Source organism: uncultured Campylobacter sp., from assembly GCF_938045345.1.
In the GTDB taxonomy this organism is placed as follows: Bacteria; Campylobacterota; Campylobacteria; order Campylobacterales; family Campylobacteraceae; genus Campylobacter_B.
This window is the reverse complement of the sequence record NZ_CALIMS010000053.1, coordinates 1-15,693: the sequence shown is the minus strand read 5'-3', so window position 1 is coordinate 15,693 and position 15,693 is coordinate 1. Positions and strand designations below refer to the sequence as shown.

The 15,693-nt window shown below is 48.8% G+C and carries 15 protein-coding genes and 1 rRNA gene; 11 read left to right on the top strand and 5 right to left on the bottom strand.

Features of this window, described 5'->3' with window-relative positions:
- The first annotated feature begins 212 nt into the window (after positions 1-212).
- Both Q0144_RS09065 and Q0144_RS09060 read left to right on the top strand, forming a co-directional pair.
- Positions 213-653: a hypothetical protein gene (locus tag Q0144_RS09065; RefSeq protein WP_298063518.1), complete on the top strand. Its 441-nt coding sequence runs from the start codon at positions 213-215 to the stop codon at positions 651-653.
- A 168-nt stretch (positions 654-821) separates the two neighbouring features.
- The gene (locus tag Q0144_RS09060) at positions 822-1,043 is read left to right on the top strand and encodes a hypothetical protein (RefSeq protein ID WP_298063516.1); all 222 of its coding nucleotides are present in this window, start codon (positions 822-824) and stop codon (positions 1,041-1,043) included.
- A 310-nt stretch (positions 1,044-1,353) separates the two neighbouring features.
- Here Q0144_RS09060 and Q0144_RS09055 read toward each other — a convergent pair whose 3' ends face one another.
- Positions 1,354-2,631, bottom strand: coding sequence for a M48 family metallopeptidase (locus Q0144_RS09055; RefSeq protein WP_298063514.1), 1,278 nt, complete (start codon positions 2,629-2,631; stop codon positions 1,354-1,356).
- Entirely contained in the window at positions 2,607-3,929 is a 1,323-nt protein-coding gene (locus Q0144_RS09050; RefSeq protein ID WP_298063511.1) for an MATE family efflux transporter, read from the bottom strand. The genes Q0144_RS09055 and Q0144_RS09050 overlap by 25 nt, the downstream gene beginning before the upstream one ends.
- A gap of 595 nt (positions 3,930-4,524) precedes the next feature.
- On the opposite strand from Q0144_RS09050, the gene Q0144_RS09045 reads away from it, so the two are divergent.
- On the top strand, positions 4,525-5,511 hold the full coding sequence (locus tag Q0144_RS09045; RefSeq protein ID WP_298063509.1) for an amidohydrolase family protein: 987 nt from the start codon (positions 4,525-4,527) through the stop codon (positions 5,509-5,511).
- A 33-nt stretch (positions 5,512-5,544) separates the two neighbouring features.
- Positions 5,545-6,168 (top strand): hypothetical protein, encoded by a 624-nt coding sequence (locus tag Q0144_RS09040; RefSeq protein ID WP_298063507.1) that lies wholly within the window; start codon positions 5,545-5,547, stop codon positions 6,166-6,168.
- Positions 6,169-6,970: 802 nt separating this feature from the next.
- Here Q0144_RS09040 and Q0144_RS09035 read toward each other — a convergent pair.
- Positions 6,971-7,561: an alpha/beta hydrolase-fold protein gene (locus Q0144_RS09035; protein WP_298063505.1), complete on the bottom strand. Its 591-nt coding sequence runs from the start codon at positions 7,559-7,561 to the stop codon at positions 6,971-6,973.
- A gap of 33 nt (positions 7,562-7,594) precedes the next feature.
- On the opposite strand from Q0144_RS09035, the gene Q0144_RS09030 reads away from it, so the two are divergent.
- The 6 genes from Q0144_RS09030 (at position 7,595) to Q0144_RS09005 (ending at position 12,761) form a co-directional block, all read left to right on the top strand.
- Entirely contained in the window at positions 7,595-7,741 is a 147-nt protein-coding gene (locus Q0144_RS09030; protein WP_298063502.1) for a hypothetical protein, read from the top strand.
- Positions 7,742-7,903, top strand: coding sequence for a hypothetical protein (locus Q0144_RS09025; RefSeq protein ID WP_298063500.1), 162 nt, complete (start codon positions 7,742-7,744; stop codon positions 7,901-7,903).
- 240 nt (positions 7,904-8,143) lie between these two features.
- Complete coding sequence (gene abc-f / locus Q0144_RS09020; protein ID WP_298063498.1) at positions 8,144-10,096, top strand: ribosomal protection-like ABC-F family protein; 1,953 nt, start codon at positions 8,144-8,146, stop codon at positions 10,094-10,096.
- A gap of 5 nt (positions 10,097-10,101) precedes the next feature.
- Positions 10,102-11,310, top strand: a complete 1,209-nt coding sequence (locus Q0144_RS09015; RefSeq protein WP_298063496.1) for a M48 family metallopeptidase — start codon at positions 10,102-10,104, stop codon at positions 11,308-11,310.
- Positions 11,297-12,097: a peptide chain release factor N(5)-glutamine methyltransferase gene (prmC, locus tag Q0144_RS09010; RefSeq protein ID WP_298063494.1), complete on the top strand. Its 801-nt coding sequence runs from the start codon at positions 11,297-11,299 to the stop codon at positions 12,095-12,097. Before Q0144_RS09015 ends, prmC begins: the two co-directional genes overlap by 14 nt.
- 7 nt (positions 12,098-12,104) lie before the next feature.
- Positions 12,105-12,761, top strand: coding sequence for a uracil-DNA glycosylase (locus Q0144_RS09005; protein WP_298063492.1), 657 nt, complete (start codon positions 12,105-12,107; stop codon positions 12,759-12,761).
- A gap of 484 nt (positions 12,762-13,245) precedes the next feature.
- Here the strand turns inward: Q0144_RS09005 and Q0144_RS09000 are convergent, their stop codons facing one another.
- Together Q0144_RS09000 and Q0144_RS08995 are read right to left on the bottom strand one after the other, a co-directional pair.
- Positions 13,246-13,641 (bottom strand): YbgC/FadM family acyl-CoA thioesterase, encoded by a 396-nt coding sequence (locus Q0144_RS09000; protein ID WP_298063490.1) that lies wholly within the window; start codon positions 13,639-13,641, stop codon positions 13,246-13,248.
- Positions 13,631-14,155, bottom strand: coding sequence for a DUF4149 domain-containing protein (locus tag Q0144_RS08995; protein ID WP_298063487.1), 525 nt, complete (start codon positions 14,153-14,155; stop codon positions 13,631-13,633). Before Q0144_RS08995 ends, Q0144_RS09000 begins: the two co-directional genes overlap by 11 nt.
- Positions 14,156-14,917: 762 nt before the next feature.
- Between Q0144_RS08995 and Q0144_RS08990 the strand changes: the two genes are divergently transcribed.
- Positions 14,918-15,693 (top strand): 16S ribosomal RNA (locus Q0144_RS08990); the annotation flags it as partial.

The following is a 15,693-nucleotide window of genomic DNA, read 5'->3' as shown; positions in this document are numbered from 1 at the left end:
TAAAGTTCAAAAAAATAAAGAAAGAACGATTATTTGAATTGGTTGAATTTTAAGGGCGGTAAAGGATTTCGCTTGAAATAAAAAGAGCTCGGGAAACCTTGATTAGCCTAATTCAATATAATGATTTTAAAAAGATTAAATCAAACATATTTTTTGTTCTTTATCGTAAAAATTTCAAAATAAAAGCAACTATGAATTTAAAAAGGACGAAGATGGATCGCAAAAATGAGCCTGCAAATTTCAAATCCGCGGATGATGAGATGTTTGCGTTTCTATCGAGCTTGGGCGATTGCTGGCAGGTGAGCGAGGGCGGAGCGCGCTTTATAGAGGAAAATTTCACCTTCGTCGGCTCCAAGCCCGTCTTGCGAGGTTTGAAAGATTACGCGACTGCGGACTGCCCCAGCTTTGCTGGCGCGAGAAGCTTCATAGACGCAAACCCCGCGGCAAAAGAGAGGATTTTGAGCGGCGAAATCTACTATCTGGGCGATAGTTTAACGAGCGCCGAGGTTAAATTTGCGCCCGAGTACTTTCACGATTTTTTAAAATTTATAATGGAGCAGGTCCCAGAACACCACTATTTTTTCAGCCCTACCGCGCGCTGGCTCCTGCTGGTTGCGATGGAGAAATACGTGGAATTTGCGGCTTTAGATTAGCGCTTTGGCCCGCGAAAATTTGCGAAATTTCGCTGATTTAAGGCGTGAAAAATTTTATCTAGGTATAGATAAGCGTGTATGACACGGTAATTAAAATTCGCTTGAGCTAAAAAATTTCATTTTAAGATTTACGGAAGTAAAATAACAGATCAAATTTAAAGGCACCCCATGAAAAATCCAGAATGGCTAGGTAAAGAAATTTATCGCGTGGAAAGAAGTAAAATTTTTGGGCACTTAAGACCATATTTATCATATGCGGTATTATTATTACTAGTGTATACCGGTTGGTATAGAGGCGATATTATTGGTATTTCTATCTCATTTATTATATTTTTTAACGCTCATAATGCTATTTACAGAGCAGACGTTTCGAAAAATTATATTTTATGAAAATGGCTTTGTAATATCTAATTATTTTACGAAGACATTCAAATATGATGAATTAAAATTAATATATTTGCAATTTTCGTCTGGACTATTTTTTAAAGAAAATGCTCCGCTTATAATAAATTTTGGCTTCAAGAAATTATGGGTAGAGGGACTTATCTTTGACATCAATACATCGTTAATACAAAAAAATGAGATCGAAAGAATAATAGAGATTTTTAAATTAAAAGAAGTTCATTATGACGATAGTGTAAAAGCAGGGATATAAAAATAGGCAAAATATTGCTATTGCAAAAGTTCTTTGAGGCGGTCTTTACCCCTTGCCTAGCTTGATACGTGCCCTAAAATCGGGCATTATCTGCGCGATGAGCGCGTAAAAATCCGCTCCGTGGTTTGCATGGATGAGGTGCGCGAGCTCGTGCAGCACGACGTATTCGACGAAGCGCGGATCCCGCTCTATCAGGCTTAGCGAGAAGTTGAGATAGCCCTTTGCGTGGTTGCAGCTGCCCCAGCGCGTCTGCATTTTGCGCACCCGCACTCGCGCGATCTTGCGGCCTATTCGCGGAGAAAATTTCTCGATATAGCGTAGGTAAAGCTCAAGCGCAAAGGCCTTTTTAAACGCCGTAAACTCACCCTCGCTCTCGCAAAAGATCGCGCCCCCTGATACGAAAATTTTATCTTTAAATTTAGAGCTTTGGATAAAATTTTTGATCGTAAAATCGGGCTCGTCGCGCTCCGCCGCTTGCGCGCTTTGCGCTACATTTTGCGGCGCGTTTTCGCTCGCGGATTTTGAAGTTTTTTCGCTAGCGACCGAAATTCCTTCGCCCACGACAGAGTCAAAATTTGAAATTTCTCCGTTCGCAGCGGGTTTAAATTTTGAAATTTCATCCCCTGCGGCAGGATTAAATTTTAAAATTTCGCCGTAGGATTGCTCGCAGACATTTTGCGCCGCCGTATTTATAAACTCGCCGCTTTGTCGCACTTTGCTCTGTTGTGCGAGCCCTTGCGCCGCATCGTCCGGTAGGTTGAATTTCAAATCCTCGCCCGCCGCACCACTTTGCGAAGTGTGTTCGCCCGAGTGAAATTTTAAAATTTCACTTGCCGTGCCGCCGCCCGCACCGTAATTCATGCCGCCCGTGCCGTTATTTGCGCTACTGCTCGCATCGCCGCCGCTACCGCCTATGCCCGCGCCGCTTTGTAAATGAGCCGAATTTACGCCGCTCGCGTCACTATTCGCATCGCCATTCGCCCAGTTCACGCAGCCTTGCGTGCCGCTATCGCCTAAATTTTCATTCGCGTCGCAGTTCGCGCCGAGCTCAGCCTCGCGGCTAAATTTCAGCTTATAAATTTTGCCTAAAATTCTAACCTGATCGCTCGCTAGTAGCTTGCTTCGCAGTCGCGCTAGCGTTCGGCGGATCCAGCTTTCGTGCTTTAGGATGAAGTCTTTTGCTTGCGCCGCGGTGTAGGAGCGCGGCACGCTCACGCTGATCTCGCAGTCCTTACTAATGCGGATGCGCGCGTATTTCATCCGCTTAAAACGCAGGCTGATCGGCAAGCCTAGCAAATTTAGACTAACTTTTTGCTCTGCCATTTTTTACTTATCCATCGCGCCGTGTTGGCGCTGCCGCGTAGCCACTCGTCGCAGAAAAACCCGATCCAAACGCCCAAAATTCCATATCCCAAATGGATACCCAAAAGCCAACCCACGGGGATCGAGACGCCCCACATAAAGATCACGCCCATCGCAAAGGGAAACCTCGCGTCGCCGCTTGCGCGTAGGGCGTTTACGAACACGATATTAAGCGTCCGTCCGAACTCAAGCCCCAGCGTGAGGTAAAAAAGCGGCCGCATGACTTGCTTGTGCGCCTCGTTTAAGCTCAACATCTCCATGATCTGCTCGCGCGCTAAAAACACGATCGCGACAAAAAACGCCGTCGCCCCGAGCCCAAAGCGCAGCGCGGTAAATGTGTGCCGGTACGCCTCCTGCGGCTTGGCGGCACCTACGAGGCGGCTTACGATCACTTCATTTGCCATACTGATCGCGCTTCCGCCGAAGAAGATGAATGATGAAATTTGAAAATAGATCGTCTGCACGGTAAGGCTCGCCTCGCCCATGTTCGCGACGAAGGCGAAGGCGACTAGATACTGCACGATCCACAGCATGTTTTCGCCAGCGCTCGGAAGCCCTACGGATAGAATTTTACGCAGCGTGGCGAGCTTGATCTTTAAAAACATCGTGAGGTAAAATTTTATCTTTAGCACCTTCGTGATGATGAGGAAGAATAAACATACACCGATCATGCGCCCCGCGATGGTGCTCACACCGATGCCCTCAAGCCCGTAGTACGGCAGTCCGAACGGCCTAAAGAGCACGACGTAGTTGCCCGCGAGCGTTACTAAATTCATCGCTACAGAGACTGCGATGATGAAATTTGCGTATCCGTAAACGCGCACGATGGCGCTAAGCACGATCGCGACGGCGTCTATCGCAAAGACGATGCTGATGACCTTAAGATAGATCGCGCTTTCGCTCAAAAGCTCGGCGGGCACTTGCAGCGCGCGGAGTAAAAACGGCGCGCAGCTAAAGACGAAAACGCCGCTACAAAGCCCTACGAGCGCGTTGAATGCGATGCTCGTGTGGATCGCGCGCATCGCTAGGACTTTGTTTTTCGCCCCCAGCGCCTGCGCTACGAGTACCGAGCAGCCCACGGCCAGAAAGCCGAAAACGGTGACGAAGAGCAAAAATATCTCGTTGCCCGCCCCCAGCGCGCCCACTAGTGAGACGTCCACGCGCGAGATCATGTAGGTGTTGATAAACGTGGTCACGAGGCGCAAAAACATATCGATGTAGATTGCGAGCGAGAGCCTTAGTAGCGAGATTTCTTTCATATTTTGCCTTTATTTGGGGGAAATTGTAGCCGAAAATTCTTTTAGGTTTGCTTTTGTATCAACTCGGCTATTTTGTGCGTAATCGCTCTTTTATATACTTTGCCCTTTGCCTATTTTTCTTAAAATATTCCATCCACGAAAAAATATTCGTACGGCAAGTTCGATAACATGGAGTGCTAAACTTTCGTTACATAATTCTATTAATTTGGCTGTAAAGTTATAAATTTCAATTAGTAGAATTTTGCAATTTTACATTTTAAAATTTTGTTTAAAACTCTAGTTGTGCAAGTCCTGATTTTGTTGAACGTACTATTGCGTTTACGTAATAGATGTGAAATATCTTGGGGGCAGAAAGGGGGCTTGAATTGCGAGGTCACACTTCTCGCGGAGGCGGCGCTGCCCCGCAGCACCGCATTGCTCCGCTCGCCCACAAACCCCACCTAACCCCCGACGACGCTTTATAAGGGGCGGACTACGTCCGCGCTAAATTCTATGCGAGGCAGGGCGCGGAACGTAAATTTAAACTCTAATTAAAATTCTAACTATTTACCGCAATTTGATATAAACTCGGCAAAATTTTCTCCAAGGATCCACGATGCAAACGCTTGATTTTCACGTCCATCTGCTAAGCAAGGAGGTGCGCTTCGACCGCCCTTACGACAGGCTCGCGCTGTGCCTTTTCGGCAGGCGCTTCGGCATAGACGTATCGCGCGCGATTAAAGAGCCATACGAGGCCTACGTGGACGCTCTGCTCGGCGGGCTTAGAGCTTCGAAATACGTTAAAAAGGCGGTGCTTTTCGGCGTGGATGCTAAATTTAGCGACGCGGGCGAGCTAATCCATCGCGATAAGACCGTCTGTGCGGACAACGACAGCGTGTTTGAAATTTATCAAAAAAACCCAGATCTCATCGTGCCGTTTTTTAGCATCAATCCGAAGCGAGCGGACGCGCTAGATGAGATCGATCGCTGCTTTGAGCTTGGATTTAAGGGGGCGAAATTTTTACAAAACTATTGGGATCTGGATACGAGGCTGCCTCGCTACGTGCCGTATTTTGAAAAGCTCGCCAAGCTCGGCTTGCCGCTGGTGATCCACGTCGGCAACGAAAGCTCGGTGCCGAGCACGCGCCGCTGCGAAGCGCTGGAGATGATCTATGCGCCGCTTGAGCTGGGCGTTACGACGGTGTGCGCGCACATGGCGATTAACTACGAGTATTCGCATATTTTTCGTGCGCTCTCGCGTCGCCCGCGAAATTTCGGACACGATTATTTCGCGCTTTTAGCGCTTCTGCGCACGCACAAGAACCTCTACGCCGACGTTTCGGCGCTGATGACGCCGGTGCGCGCCAAGGCTCTGCCGCATCTGGCGAGCCAAACGGACGTGCATTCGCGCTTGCTTTACGCTTCGGACTTTCCGGTGCCGTATTCCGCGATATACAACACCTACGATCTGCGCCTGTCGCAGCGTATCGCGCTGCATAAAGAGCCCAACCCTTTCGATCGCAACGCGCGCGGACTGCTTGCATATTTCGGCGAAGATAGCAAGCTGTGGAGCAATTACAAAAAAATTCTGCCCTTTGCGTAGATGGTGAAATTCGGCGAAATTTAGGAAGCGGGCGTGAATTTTATAAAATATTTTTTCTCGGAAATTTTTAGGTTATTTAAGCTTCTCGCAGGCGCCGCGCTTGTACTAGCTGCGGGGTTTTTAATCCACAAACTATTCTTTTCGGAGTCCGGTTTAGCGGAAAATTACGAGCAAAATCGCGTTCAAATTTTAGCCCTGCGCGATTTTGCGCGCGAGATAAAGCCCGAGGGAGTTTCTTTTGACGTCCGTTTTGGCGGCGACGATGTCTCAAGCATGATAGCCGTGAATAAAGATAAAAACCAAAGTGCGAGTTTTTATAATATAGACAAAAAGACGAACGAGCGCGCTGTTTTAAAAATCCTAGGCTGGGATTTTGGGACTTTTAATGAACTTAAAGCCAAAACAAAAAGCGCAAATGCCGTGGGCGTAAGCATCTGGGAAGGCGAGGGCAAAACCACTATTTATTACAAAGATGGGTTTGTATCGGAATTTTACGAGATTTTCGAGGGTCCTGCGAGCGAGGTTGTTAAAAAAGACTACGAGATCGGCTGCGATGATAGATTTGCCGCAGACGGCGTGGTGATGGCGCGCGACGGAGGCGCTACGACGGGCTTTATATGCGTGGATCGTGACGGCTACGGCATCAAACGCAGATAAATTTTACAGCGGTTTTGCATGAAATTTTAGCGGTAATTTTTGTAGGAATTCTTGCCATTATTATGGAAATTTTGCGAGAATTTTTTTCTGTTATTGCGGATATTTTAGGGTTGTTGAAAATATTTCGCAGCGCCTGTTTTATCGCGCCTGCCGCTTGACGGCCACCCCGCTAAATTTTAAAATTTAGCGGGGTGGCACGTATCGTAATATCAAAGCACTCTTTGGCGCAGCGCAAATTTTGAAATTTCAGCGGCAAATTTGGCTCGTAGGTGCACTAAATGAAACGGCGGGATCATACACGGCGCGCGCTGCCGTTTAAATTTAGCTTGCAGGCGCGCTAAATCCTAGCCGCGGCACGATTTGCTTTAAATTTTACAACGACGGCTCGTTTTAAGTTTTAAACCGCTAGCGCAACCTGCAAAAATTTAGCGGCAGTCTGCTTGAAATCCGCATACATCGCGCCGCCTATGCTGCACTGGCGCCGCGTCGCATGATTTACGCTAAAACGATATCGCACTTATCGAAACTGTCAAAATACCAACGACGCGTTGTGTCATTCGCGCCGAATTGCGCTGCGCCATTCTTGTTGCATCGCTCACGCTATAAAATTTCAACGCGGGTTTGTTTTAAATTTCATTTCATCGCACAAAAAACCGCTGGCGATAAATTCTAGCGGCGGCTCGCTTTAAATTTACGCTTCGTGCCGCTTCTCGGCTCGTTTGTTTCAATCTCTCGCAGCGCCTATTTGTCGCGCCTGCCGTTTAATTGCCCGCCCCGCTAAATTTTAAAATTTACTCGAATTTTAGGAATTTATGAGGCTTAAAAGCGCCTTTGAAATTCTTGCGATCTCATCTTGCATATGCCCGCCCGGATTTTGCTCAAACTCCGCTTGCGCGCCCGCACCGCGGCATTTTGCGATGAAATTTAGCGCCGTCTCGCCGCAGAGTGCTCCACGCGGATTTTTCGGGTTCATCTCGGCCTGGCCCAAGGATGCGTAGACGTGCGCCAGCCCCCTTTGCGGCGAGTGTGCGGCAACGAAGGCATCAAAGCCGTCGAACCAAAACGACGCCGAGACGCAGGCGATCTTTTGAAATTTATCGCTCGCAAACGCCGCATACGCGCTAAAAAGCCCCGCCAGCGAGTATCCCGCGCATGCTCGCCACGAAGGCTTTCCCGCGCCGAATACATGTCGCTCGATACGCGGGATCAGCTCGTCCGTAAATTTTTCTAAGTGCGCCGCGCCGCCGCCTGCGAAATCGCGCACCCCTTTAAACGGCGATTTTGCCGCCCACGGGCTAAGCTTATCGCCCCACTGCGTCTCGCTTAGATAGATCGCTGTAAGCACGAAATCCGCGCCGCTTTGTCGCGAGACGAACTCGTAAATTTCGCCCACACCAGCGCGCTAAACTCCAAGGCGTGCAGGTAGATGATCGGCACGGCACCCAAGCGGGGAGAGGCGATTTGTGCGGACGCGGCTGGCACTATATTCGGCATCGATGACTCGGGCGAAATCGAGTCGGTAGTCGCCGTAAATTCGGGTGCAGTATCTAGCACGGACGGCGCAGCGGGTTGAATGGCTTGTGTCTTAGGCACGGCGAGAGAGGAGCGCGAAACGGGCGCAATGGACGTAATGAGCGGTGTATTCGGTGCTGCAGACGCGGGAGGCTCAGGTGAAGTAGCTTGCGCGGACAGACCAAACGAAACGGCGGGCGGATCATCCTGTGCGGACGTATGAGGTGCGGGAAGCTCAGATGAGACAAATTGCGCGGATGCAGAGGTGTCGGGCAGGGTATCCGGCGTGGATCTGAGAGGCTGCGCACGCGTGGCTGACGCAAAAGACGGCTCGTGCGGGGCGAAAATTTCTACGCGCAGGCCGCTAAATTCCAAATTTTGCATCGCTAAACCTTTAAAAGTTATTAAAATTTAATAGAATTTTGTGTAAAATCACCGAATTTAACACTAGAGGAACTTAAAATTGGCTTTGATCGAGCTTATCGATGTTACGAAAAAATTCGGCTCTCACGTCGTTTTAGACGACGTAAATTTCGCACTAGGCGCCAATGAGCGCGTCGCCGTGATCGGTAAAAACGGCGGCGGCAAGTCCACGCTGATGAAGATAATTGCGGGTCTGTGCGAGACCGACGAGGGGCGTGTGATCACTCAAAGCGGGCTAAATATCCAGATGCTCGCTCAAACGCCTAAATTTGAAGACAATCTCTCGGTCAAAGACGCGCTGAGGCGGGAGCTAGCTGAAATTTACGCCGCCCTTAGCGAATACGACGCGATCTCAAGTGAAATCGCCGCACAGCCCGAAAACAAGGAGCTTTTAGCGCGCCAAGACGAATTGATTAAATTTATCGAGGCCAAGGACGGCTGGCAGATCGACAATAAGATCGAGCAGGTGCTGCAAAATTTCGGACTTAAAATTTACGAAAACCGCTCCGTATGCACGCTTAGCGGCGGCGAAATTCGTCGCGTGGCGCTGGGTGCGCTGGTGCTTAAAAAGCCCGACGTGCTGCTGCTGGACGAGCCCACGAACCACCTCGACGTCTATATGGTGAAATTCCTAGAGGACATGCTGCTTAGCTCGAAGCAGACGATCGTTTTTATCAGCCACGATCGCTACTTCATCGACCGCTTGGCGACGCGCAGTATCGAGATCGAAGAGGGTAAAATTTCAAATTTCGACGGCGGATATGAGAACTATCTGAGGCGCAAGCAGGAGATGCTTGCTTCGCTCGAAAAGTCCCACGAGACGCTGCTTAAACAGCTGCGCGCCGAGGAAGAGTGGCTGCACCGCGGCGTAAAGGCGCGCCTAAAGCGCAACGAAGGGCGCAAGGCGCGTATCATGCAGATGAGGCAGGATGCGAAGAAAAATCCGGGCGCGATCCGTCGCGTGCGGCTCGAGCTGGAGCGCGCGAGCAGGAGCTTTAACGGCACGGGCGGCGACAATCGCAAAAAGATGCTTTTTGAATGCACGAATATCGGTAAAATTTTAAACGGCAAGGTGCTTTTTAAGGGCTTTTCGGCGCGAGTTTTGCAGGGCGAGCGCATCGGTATCGTAGGCGCCAACGGCGCGGGCAAAAGCACTCTGCTTAAAATTCTACTTGGCCGCAGCAAGATCGATGCGGGCGAGATCAAACGCGGCGAGATCAGGATCGGCTACTTCGATCAGACCCGCAGCGGCATCACGGACGATAAAAGCATAATCGAAATTTTCTGCCCCAACGGTGGCGATCACATAAGCGTCCGCGGCAGCTACATGCACGTATACGGGTATTTGAAAAATTTCTTATTTCCGAAGGAGTTTTTGGATAAGCCCGTGGGCGTTCTTAGCGGCGGCGAAAAGAACCGTCTGGCGCTTGCCAAGCTCTTTACCGAGCAGTACGATTGCTTGATTTTGGACGAGCCGACGAACGATCTTGATATCGCGACGATCAATATTTTAGAGGACTATCTGCTAAGCTTCGAAGGCGCGGTAATCATCGTAAGCCACGATCGCTATTTCATCGATAAGATCACGAATAAGCTTTGGGTTTTTGAAAAAAACGGCGTCATCGATCAAATTCAAATGCCCTATTCGCAGTATTTGGAGTTTGAAGACGAGATGGCGGAGATCGATCAGATCGAGGCCGACGCTGGCACGAGCGCGAGCGCTGAAGAAGGCGGCCGCGAAAACAAAAAGGAAAAGACGAGCGCCGCGAAGCTTAGCTACAAACAGAATAAAATTTTAGAAGAGTACCCCGCTAAAATCGAGGCTATCGAAGCGCGCATAAAGGAGCTAAATCACGCGCTCTCGACGCCTGAAATTTATCAAAAGCTCGGTATGCAGGGGCTTTTTGAAGAGCTTGAAGAAAAAAGAGGAACGTTAAACAATATGGAAAATGAATATTACGAAGTGCTTTCGCTCGCCGAGAGCCTAAAGTAGGCGCGATGGTTTGGTTTTTGATCTTTTTATACGCGCTTTACACGATTTATAAAATTTCGCTCGATCTGCTCGAGCTAAGCTTCATCCGCGCCAAGCTAAAAGAGCCTGCGGTGGTGCTTAGCGAGGAGGATTATCGCAAGGCGGGCGAGGTCGGTGCGGTAAATTTAAAATTTAATATATTTTCGCACTGCTTTTCTTTTGCGGTAGCGCTTATTTGGATACTTGCGGGCGCTGGCGCGTTACAGCGCGCGATATATGATCTAACGGGCGACGGGATTTTTGCGCAGAGCTGCTTTGTGACGGCGTTTTTAATCATCGGCGGCGCGATATCGCTTCCGCTTGAGATTTACAAAACCTTCGTCAAAGATCGCCGCCTAGGCTTTTCCACGATAACGCCCGCCGTTTTCGTAAAAGACGCGCTAAAATCACTCGCGCTCACGCTAATTTTTGGCTTTGCGGTAGCCTCTGCGCTCGTTTTTTGCGTAAATAGCCTGGGTGCGCACTGGTGGGTCTGGGGCTTTTTGCTAAGCTTCGGCATAGTTTTACTGATAAATCTGATCTATCCGACCGTTATCGCGCCGCTGTTTAATAAGATGCAGCCGCTAGAGCAAGGCGAGCTAAAAGAGCGCATAGAGGAGCTTTTGCAGCGCTGCGGTTTTAAAAGTAGCGGTGTTTTTACGATTGACGCGAGCAAGCGCGACAAGCGCCTAAACGCCTATTTCGGCGGCTTCGGCGCGACGAAAAAGGTCGTGCTTTTCGACACGCTCATCGAAAAGCTGAGCGGGGATGAAATTTTAGCCGTTTTAGGGCACGAGCTCGGGCATTTCAAACACGGCGATGTTTTGAAAAATTTAGCGCTTAGCTTCGTGCTTTTGGGCGCGACGTTCGCGGTATTCGGAAACCTCCCCGCAGGCGTGTTCGGCGCCCTAGGACTTAACGCGGACGGCGGTGCGACGCTGGTTTTTATGATTTTGTTTGCGCCGATTCTGCATGCGTTTTTTGAGCCCGTAATCTCCAAGCTTAGCCGCATGCACGAATTTAGCGCGGACCGACATGGCGCGAGCGTGCAGGATAAAGAGAGCATGATCGGCGCGCTAAAGAAGCTGGGCAGCGAAAACAAGGCGTTTCCGCTCGCTCATAAAATTTACGCCGCAGTGTATCATTCGCACCCGAGCCTGTATGAGCGTATAAGAGAGCTTGATGAGGATCGCTGAAGCGTTAAGATGGGGACTGGAGCAGTGCGGCTCAAAATACGTCGCGCGCGAAATTTTAAAGCTTTGTGAGCGCCTTGAAGGTGAGCAGCTCGTGCTAAGATGCTCGGAAGAGCTCGCGCATGAAGCGGAATTTCGCGCCAAGATAGCCGAGTTCAAAGACGGTCGCCCGCTTGAATACATCACGCAAAGCTGCGAGTTTATGGGCTTTAAATTTTACGTCGACGAGCGGGTGCTGATACCGCGCTGCGAGACCGAAATTTTGGTAAAAAAGACGCTTGCTTTGGCGCAGAGCTTGGGCGAGCCGCGCATTTGCGAGATCGGTACGGGCAGCGGCATAATCGCTATCTGCTTAAAAAAGCTACTTCCCGCTTGCCGCATCACGGCTAGCGACATCAGTGCGGATGCACTTGAGGTGGCGCGAGCAAACGCCGCAAATTTGGGCGCCGACGTCGAGTTTGTGCACTGCGCCTACGCGGATGAGATCGCGGGCGAGTTTGATCTCATCGTCTCAAATCCTCCATACATCGCAAACTCCTACGAATTAGACGCGCGCGTGCTGCAAGAGCCGAAACAGGCGCTGTTTGGCGGCGAGCGGGGGGATGAAATTTTAAAACGCATCGTGCTGATCGCCGCACGGCGCGCAAAATTTCTAGCCTGCGAGATGGGCTACGATCAAAAGCAGAGCTTGTCGGCGTTTTTGCGCGAGCAGGGCTTTAGGGCGGAATTTTACAAAGATTTGGTGCAGTTTGATCGCGGATTCGTCGCGCGAAATTTAAACAGATCGTAGGCGCGCCGTGCAAAGCTCGCAACTACGCAGACTGCTTTATTACAAAGCGTTCGGCTACCGCTACGTAGGCGCCGAAATTTTAAGCGGCGGCGCGCGATTTTTCAAAGCGCTGGATACGCTAAAATCCGCTACCGCCGAGTGTAATCTCTGCGAGCTTGCCAAAACGCGCACGAGCTCTAGCGAGCAAAATTTTAAAAATTTCAAAACTATCAAAAATTTCAAAACTCCCGCGAGCGTAAAACTTATGATCGTGGCTCTTGCGCCTGGCGTTAGCGAGGGTTTTGGCGGCGGCTTGGAGGCTGAGATTGAAGCGGCGCTAGATCAAATTTGCGCGCCGGAAGAAATTTATTTTAGCTTTCTGATAAGGTGCGCGGTGCCGCAAAATAGGCGCGTAAGCTCGGAAATGATCTTAAAATGCGCGCCGTATCTGACCGACGAGATCAAAATTTTAAAACCCAAAGTCGTGCTCTGCCTAGGGGAGCTCTGCTGCAAAATCGTGCTGCGAAACGGCGATCTAGCGGGCATGGACGCGCTGCACGGCTCGGTCTTTAATGAGGGCGGCATCAGCTTCGTGCCGAGCTTCGATCCTGCATTCATCGCGCAAAATCCGAGCAAGGCGGAGCTTTTCAAAGAGGATCTGCAGAAGATAAAAGAGCTGCTGTGAGGCGTATTTTGGCGCTTGCTCTGCGCGCCGTTTTGATTTTGCGCGTAGCTTTTTGCACGCGCATCGTGATTTTTGTTACGGCGGGCGAGCGGACGGGGCGAATTTAACCTGCTTAAATTTCACGGACGAGCGGGATTTTAGCGGAGTAAAACACAGACTCGATCTGCGTGGGTTTAAATTTAAGAGCGATAAAATTTCATAAAGCGGCGGAGTAGGGCAAAATTTAACGCCATTGCAAAATTCTGATATTTCAAATTTTGTTTTCTATCTGGCTATCTCGGGGTGCGTAAGGGATTTGTGTCGCGACGTAGCGTTAAATTTGAGCCTCAATGCTGAGCGAAATTCTATGTCGTAAAATTTTATCTAGCCTGCAAATTTTATTTTGCCTAAGAGCTCTGCGCATTCTTAGATTTTACGCCTAAGGTCGGTCTGCGATATGTTTGTGCCGCATACGACTAGGTAAATTTGAACCCGCGAAATAAATTTATCTCAAAGATTTGAAAAATTCTAAAATTTCGGCGCTAAATTTGATCGGTCTGCCGTCTTTTACGAAGGCGATTTTTACGTCCTGCGCGTATAAAAGCTCGTTAAAATCCGCGTTTTTAATATCTTTGATCTTGTAAATTTCTTGTCGCAAAAGGGCACTGGCGTTTTTGAGCGCGGCTAGGCTCGTGCGAATTTCAAGCGTGTCTCCGAGGCGCGCGGGGCGCAGAAATTTGGCGCAAAGCTCGCTAACTACGAAGTGTGCGTCCGCGCGCGCGAAGTCCACTCCTGCCTGCATAAGCGCCTCGCTGCGCGCCCGCTCGCAAAATTTTATGTAGTTGGCGTGATACACGATGCCCTGCGCGTCGGTATCTTCGTAGTAAATTCTAATCTTCATTCCGCGCGTCTTTCGCCGCCGCGACATCTCTAGCAGCCAGGGCGGGGAGGATTTTTGCGAAAAACAGCACCGTTTGAAACACGATGATGAGTTTCATGCACCACTCGCTAGCCGCGTGGATTTGGGCAAATTCCGGCGTCATCGTCGCTTCTGCACCGATCTTTTGGGCGCTTATGACATAGTCGGTAAAGTAAAGCACGAAAAGTAGGGCAAGTATGATATTTATGAGCGCCAGCATCAGAGTCGAAAGGCGCAAGCGAAAGGATTGCGATTTATTGTTGTTGAAATTTATCATCTCAAAAACGAGGCAGATGACCGAGACTGCGATGAGGATGCCGCCGTATTTTACGAAGATCTCGCTCATTAGTTTGCCACTTTGGAAGTGCGATAGCACGCCCTCTCCGATAATCTGCTGCGGGAAAAACACCACGGGTGCGACGAGTGCGCCGAGCGAGAGCTCAATGCCGATAAGGGCTGCGATGATGAAGATATAGATAGAAAAAATTGCGCGCATAAAGGTCCTTTTAAATTTTAAATCGGACGTGATTATAGCGAAATCTTATAATCGTGCGCTTAAGCGTTTTGTAGGCGGGTTTTTGGGCGAATGGGTGCGGTTGGCAGTCGCGATACTGCGGCATATCGCGGTATAATAAAATTTTAGTTTGGATCCGGTCGTTTGCGAAATTTATAAAATTTTTACGGAGGCTGGAGATGAAATTTGTCTCAGGCGCGTTAAGTATAAAATTTCATTATAAAATTTAAAATTTTCCAAATCGTTTTTTAAAATTCCTTTTTATTCAGCCCCCTTTAAGCATCGCTCTTGTATAATCACAATTCTGTTTCGCACCGAGCCAAACCTGCTTCCTTAACTCTTAAGTCCTAGTAGTTTTAGCCTTTTAGCGAACGTGTTTTTTAAAATTTTAACTGTTAAAAACAAATATCTTTAGTCAATCTTTGAAATCTAAACAAGTGATCGATTGAGCCTATGGATTTAGATCCGTTAAAGGATTTAAGTTCATAAAAACAATGTTACAAAAACATAAAGTTTTTAGATTAAAAACTTCATATCGACTCTCTAAAGCTTAATTCAATTATTTGAATCTGAACTAACGAAAGTTTCGTTAGTTTTAAAATTTAATTATGTGGATAAGCGGATAATAGGTTTTATCTGCATAATATACGCCGCTTCCGATAGAAGCGGTGTGCTTTAGGGGTTTCCAAAGGGCGTAGCCCTTTGGTCGCAAAGACTAGCTTCGCTAGTCTGCGAAATCAAATAAATATGGAGAGTTTGATCCTGGCTCAGAGTGAACGCTGGCGGCGTGCCTAATACATGCAAGTCGAACGGAATTTAAAAGAGCTTGCTCTTTTAAATTTAGTGGCGCACGGGTGAGTAATATATAGCTAATCTGCCCCTTGCTGGAGGACAACAGTTAGAAATGACTGCTAATACTCCATACTCCTTTTTACCATAAGATAAATCGGGAAAGAATTTCGGCAAGGGATGAGACTATATCGTATCAGCTAGTCGGTGGGGTAACGGCCTACCGAGGCTATGACGCGTAACTGGTCTGAGAGGATGATCAGTCACATTGGAACTGAGACACGGTCCAAACTCCTACGGGAGGCAGCAGTAGGGAATATTGCGCAATGGGGGAAACCCTGACGCAGCAACGCCGCGTGGAGGATGACACTTTTCGGAGCGTAAACTCCTTTTGTTAGGGAAGAATAATGACGGTACCTAACGAATAAGCACCGGCTAACTCCGTGCCAGCAGCCGCGGTAATACGGAGGGTGCAAGCGTTACTCGGAATCACTGGGCGTAAAGGACGCGTAGGCGGATTATCAAGTCTCTTGTGAAATCTAACGGCTTAACCGTTAAACTGCTTGGGAAACTGATAATCTAGAGTAAGGGAGAGGCAGATGGAATTCTTGGTGTAGGGGTAAAATCCGTAGATATCAAGAAGAATACCTATTGCGAAGGCGATCTGCTGGAACTTAACTGACGCTAATGCGTGAAAGCGTGGGGAGCAAACAGGATTAGATACCCTGGTA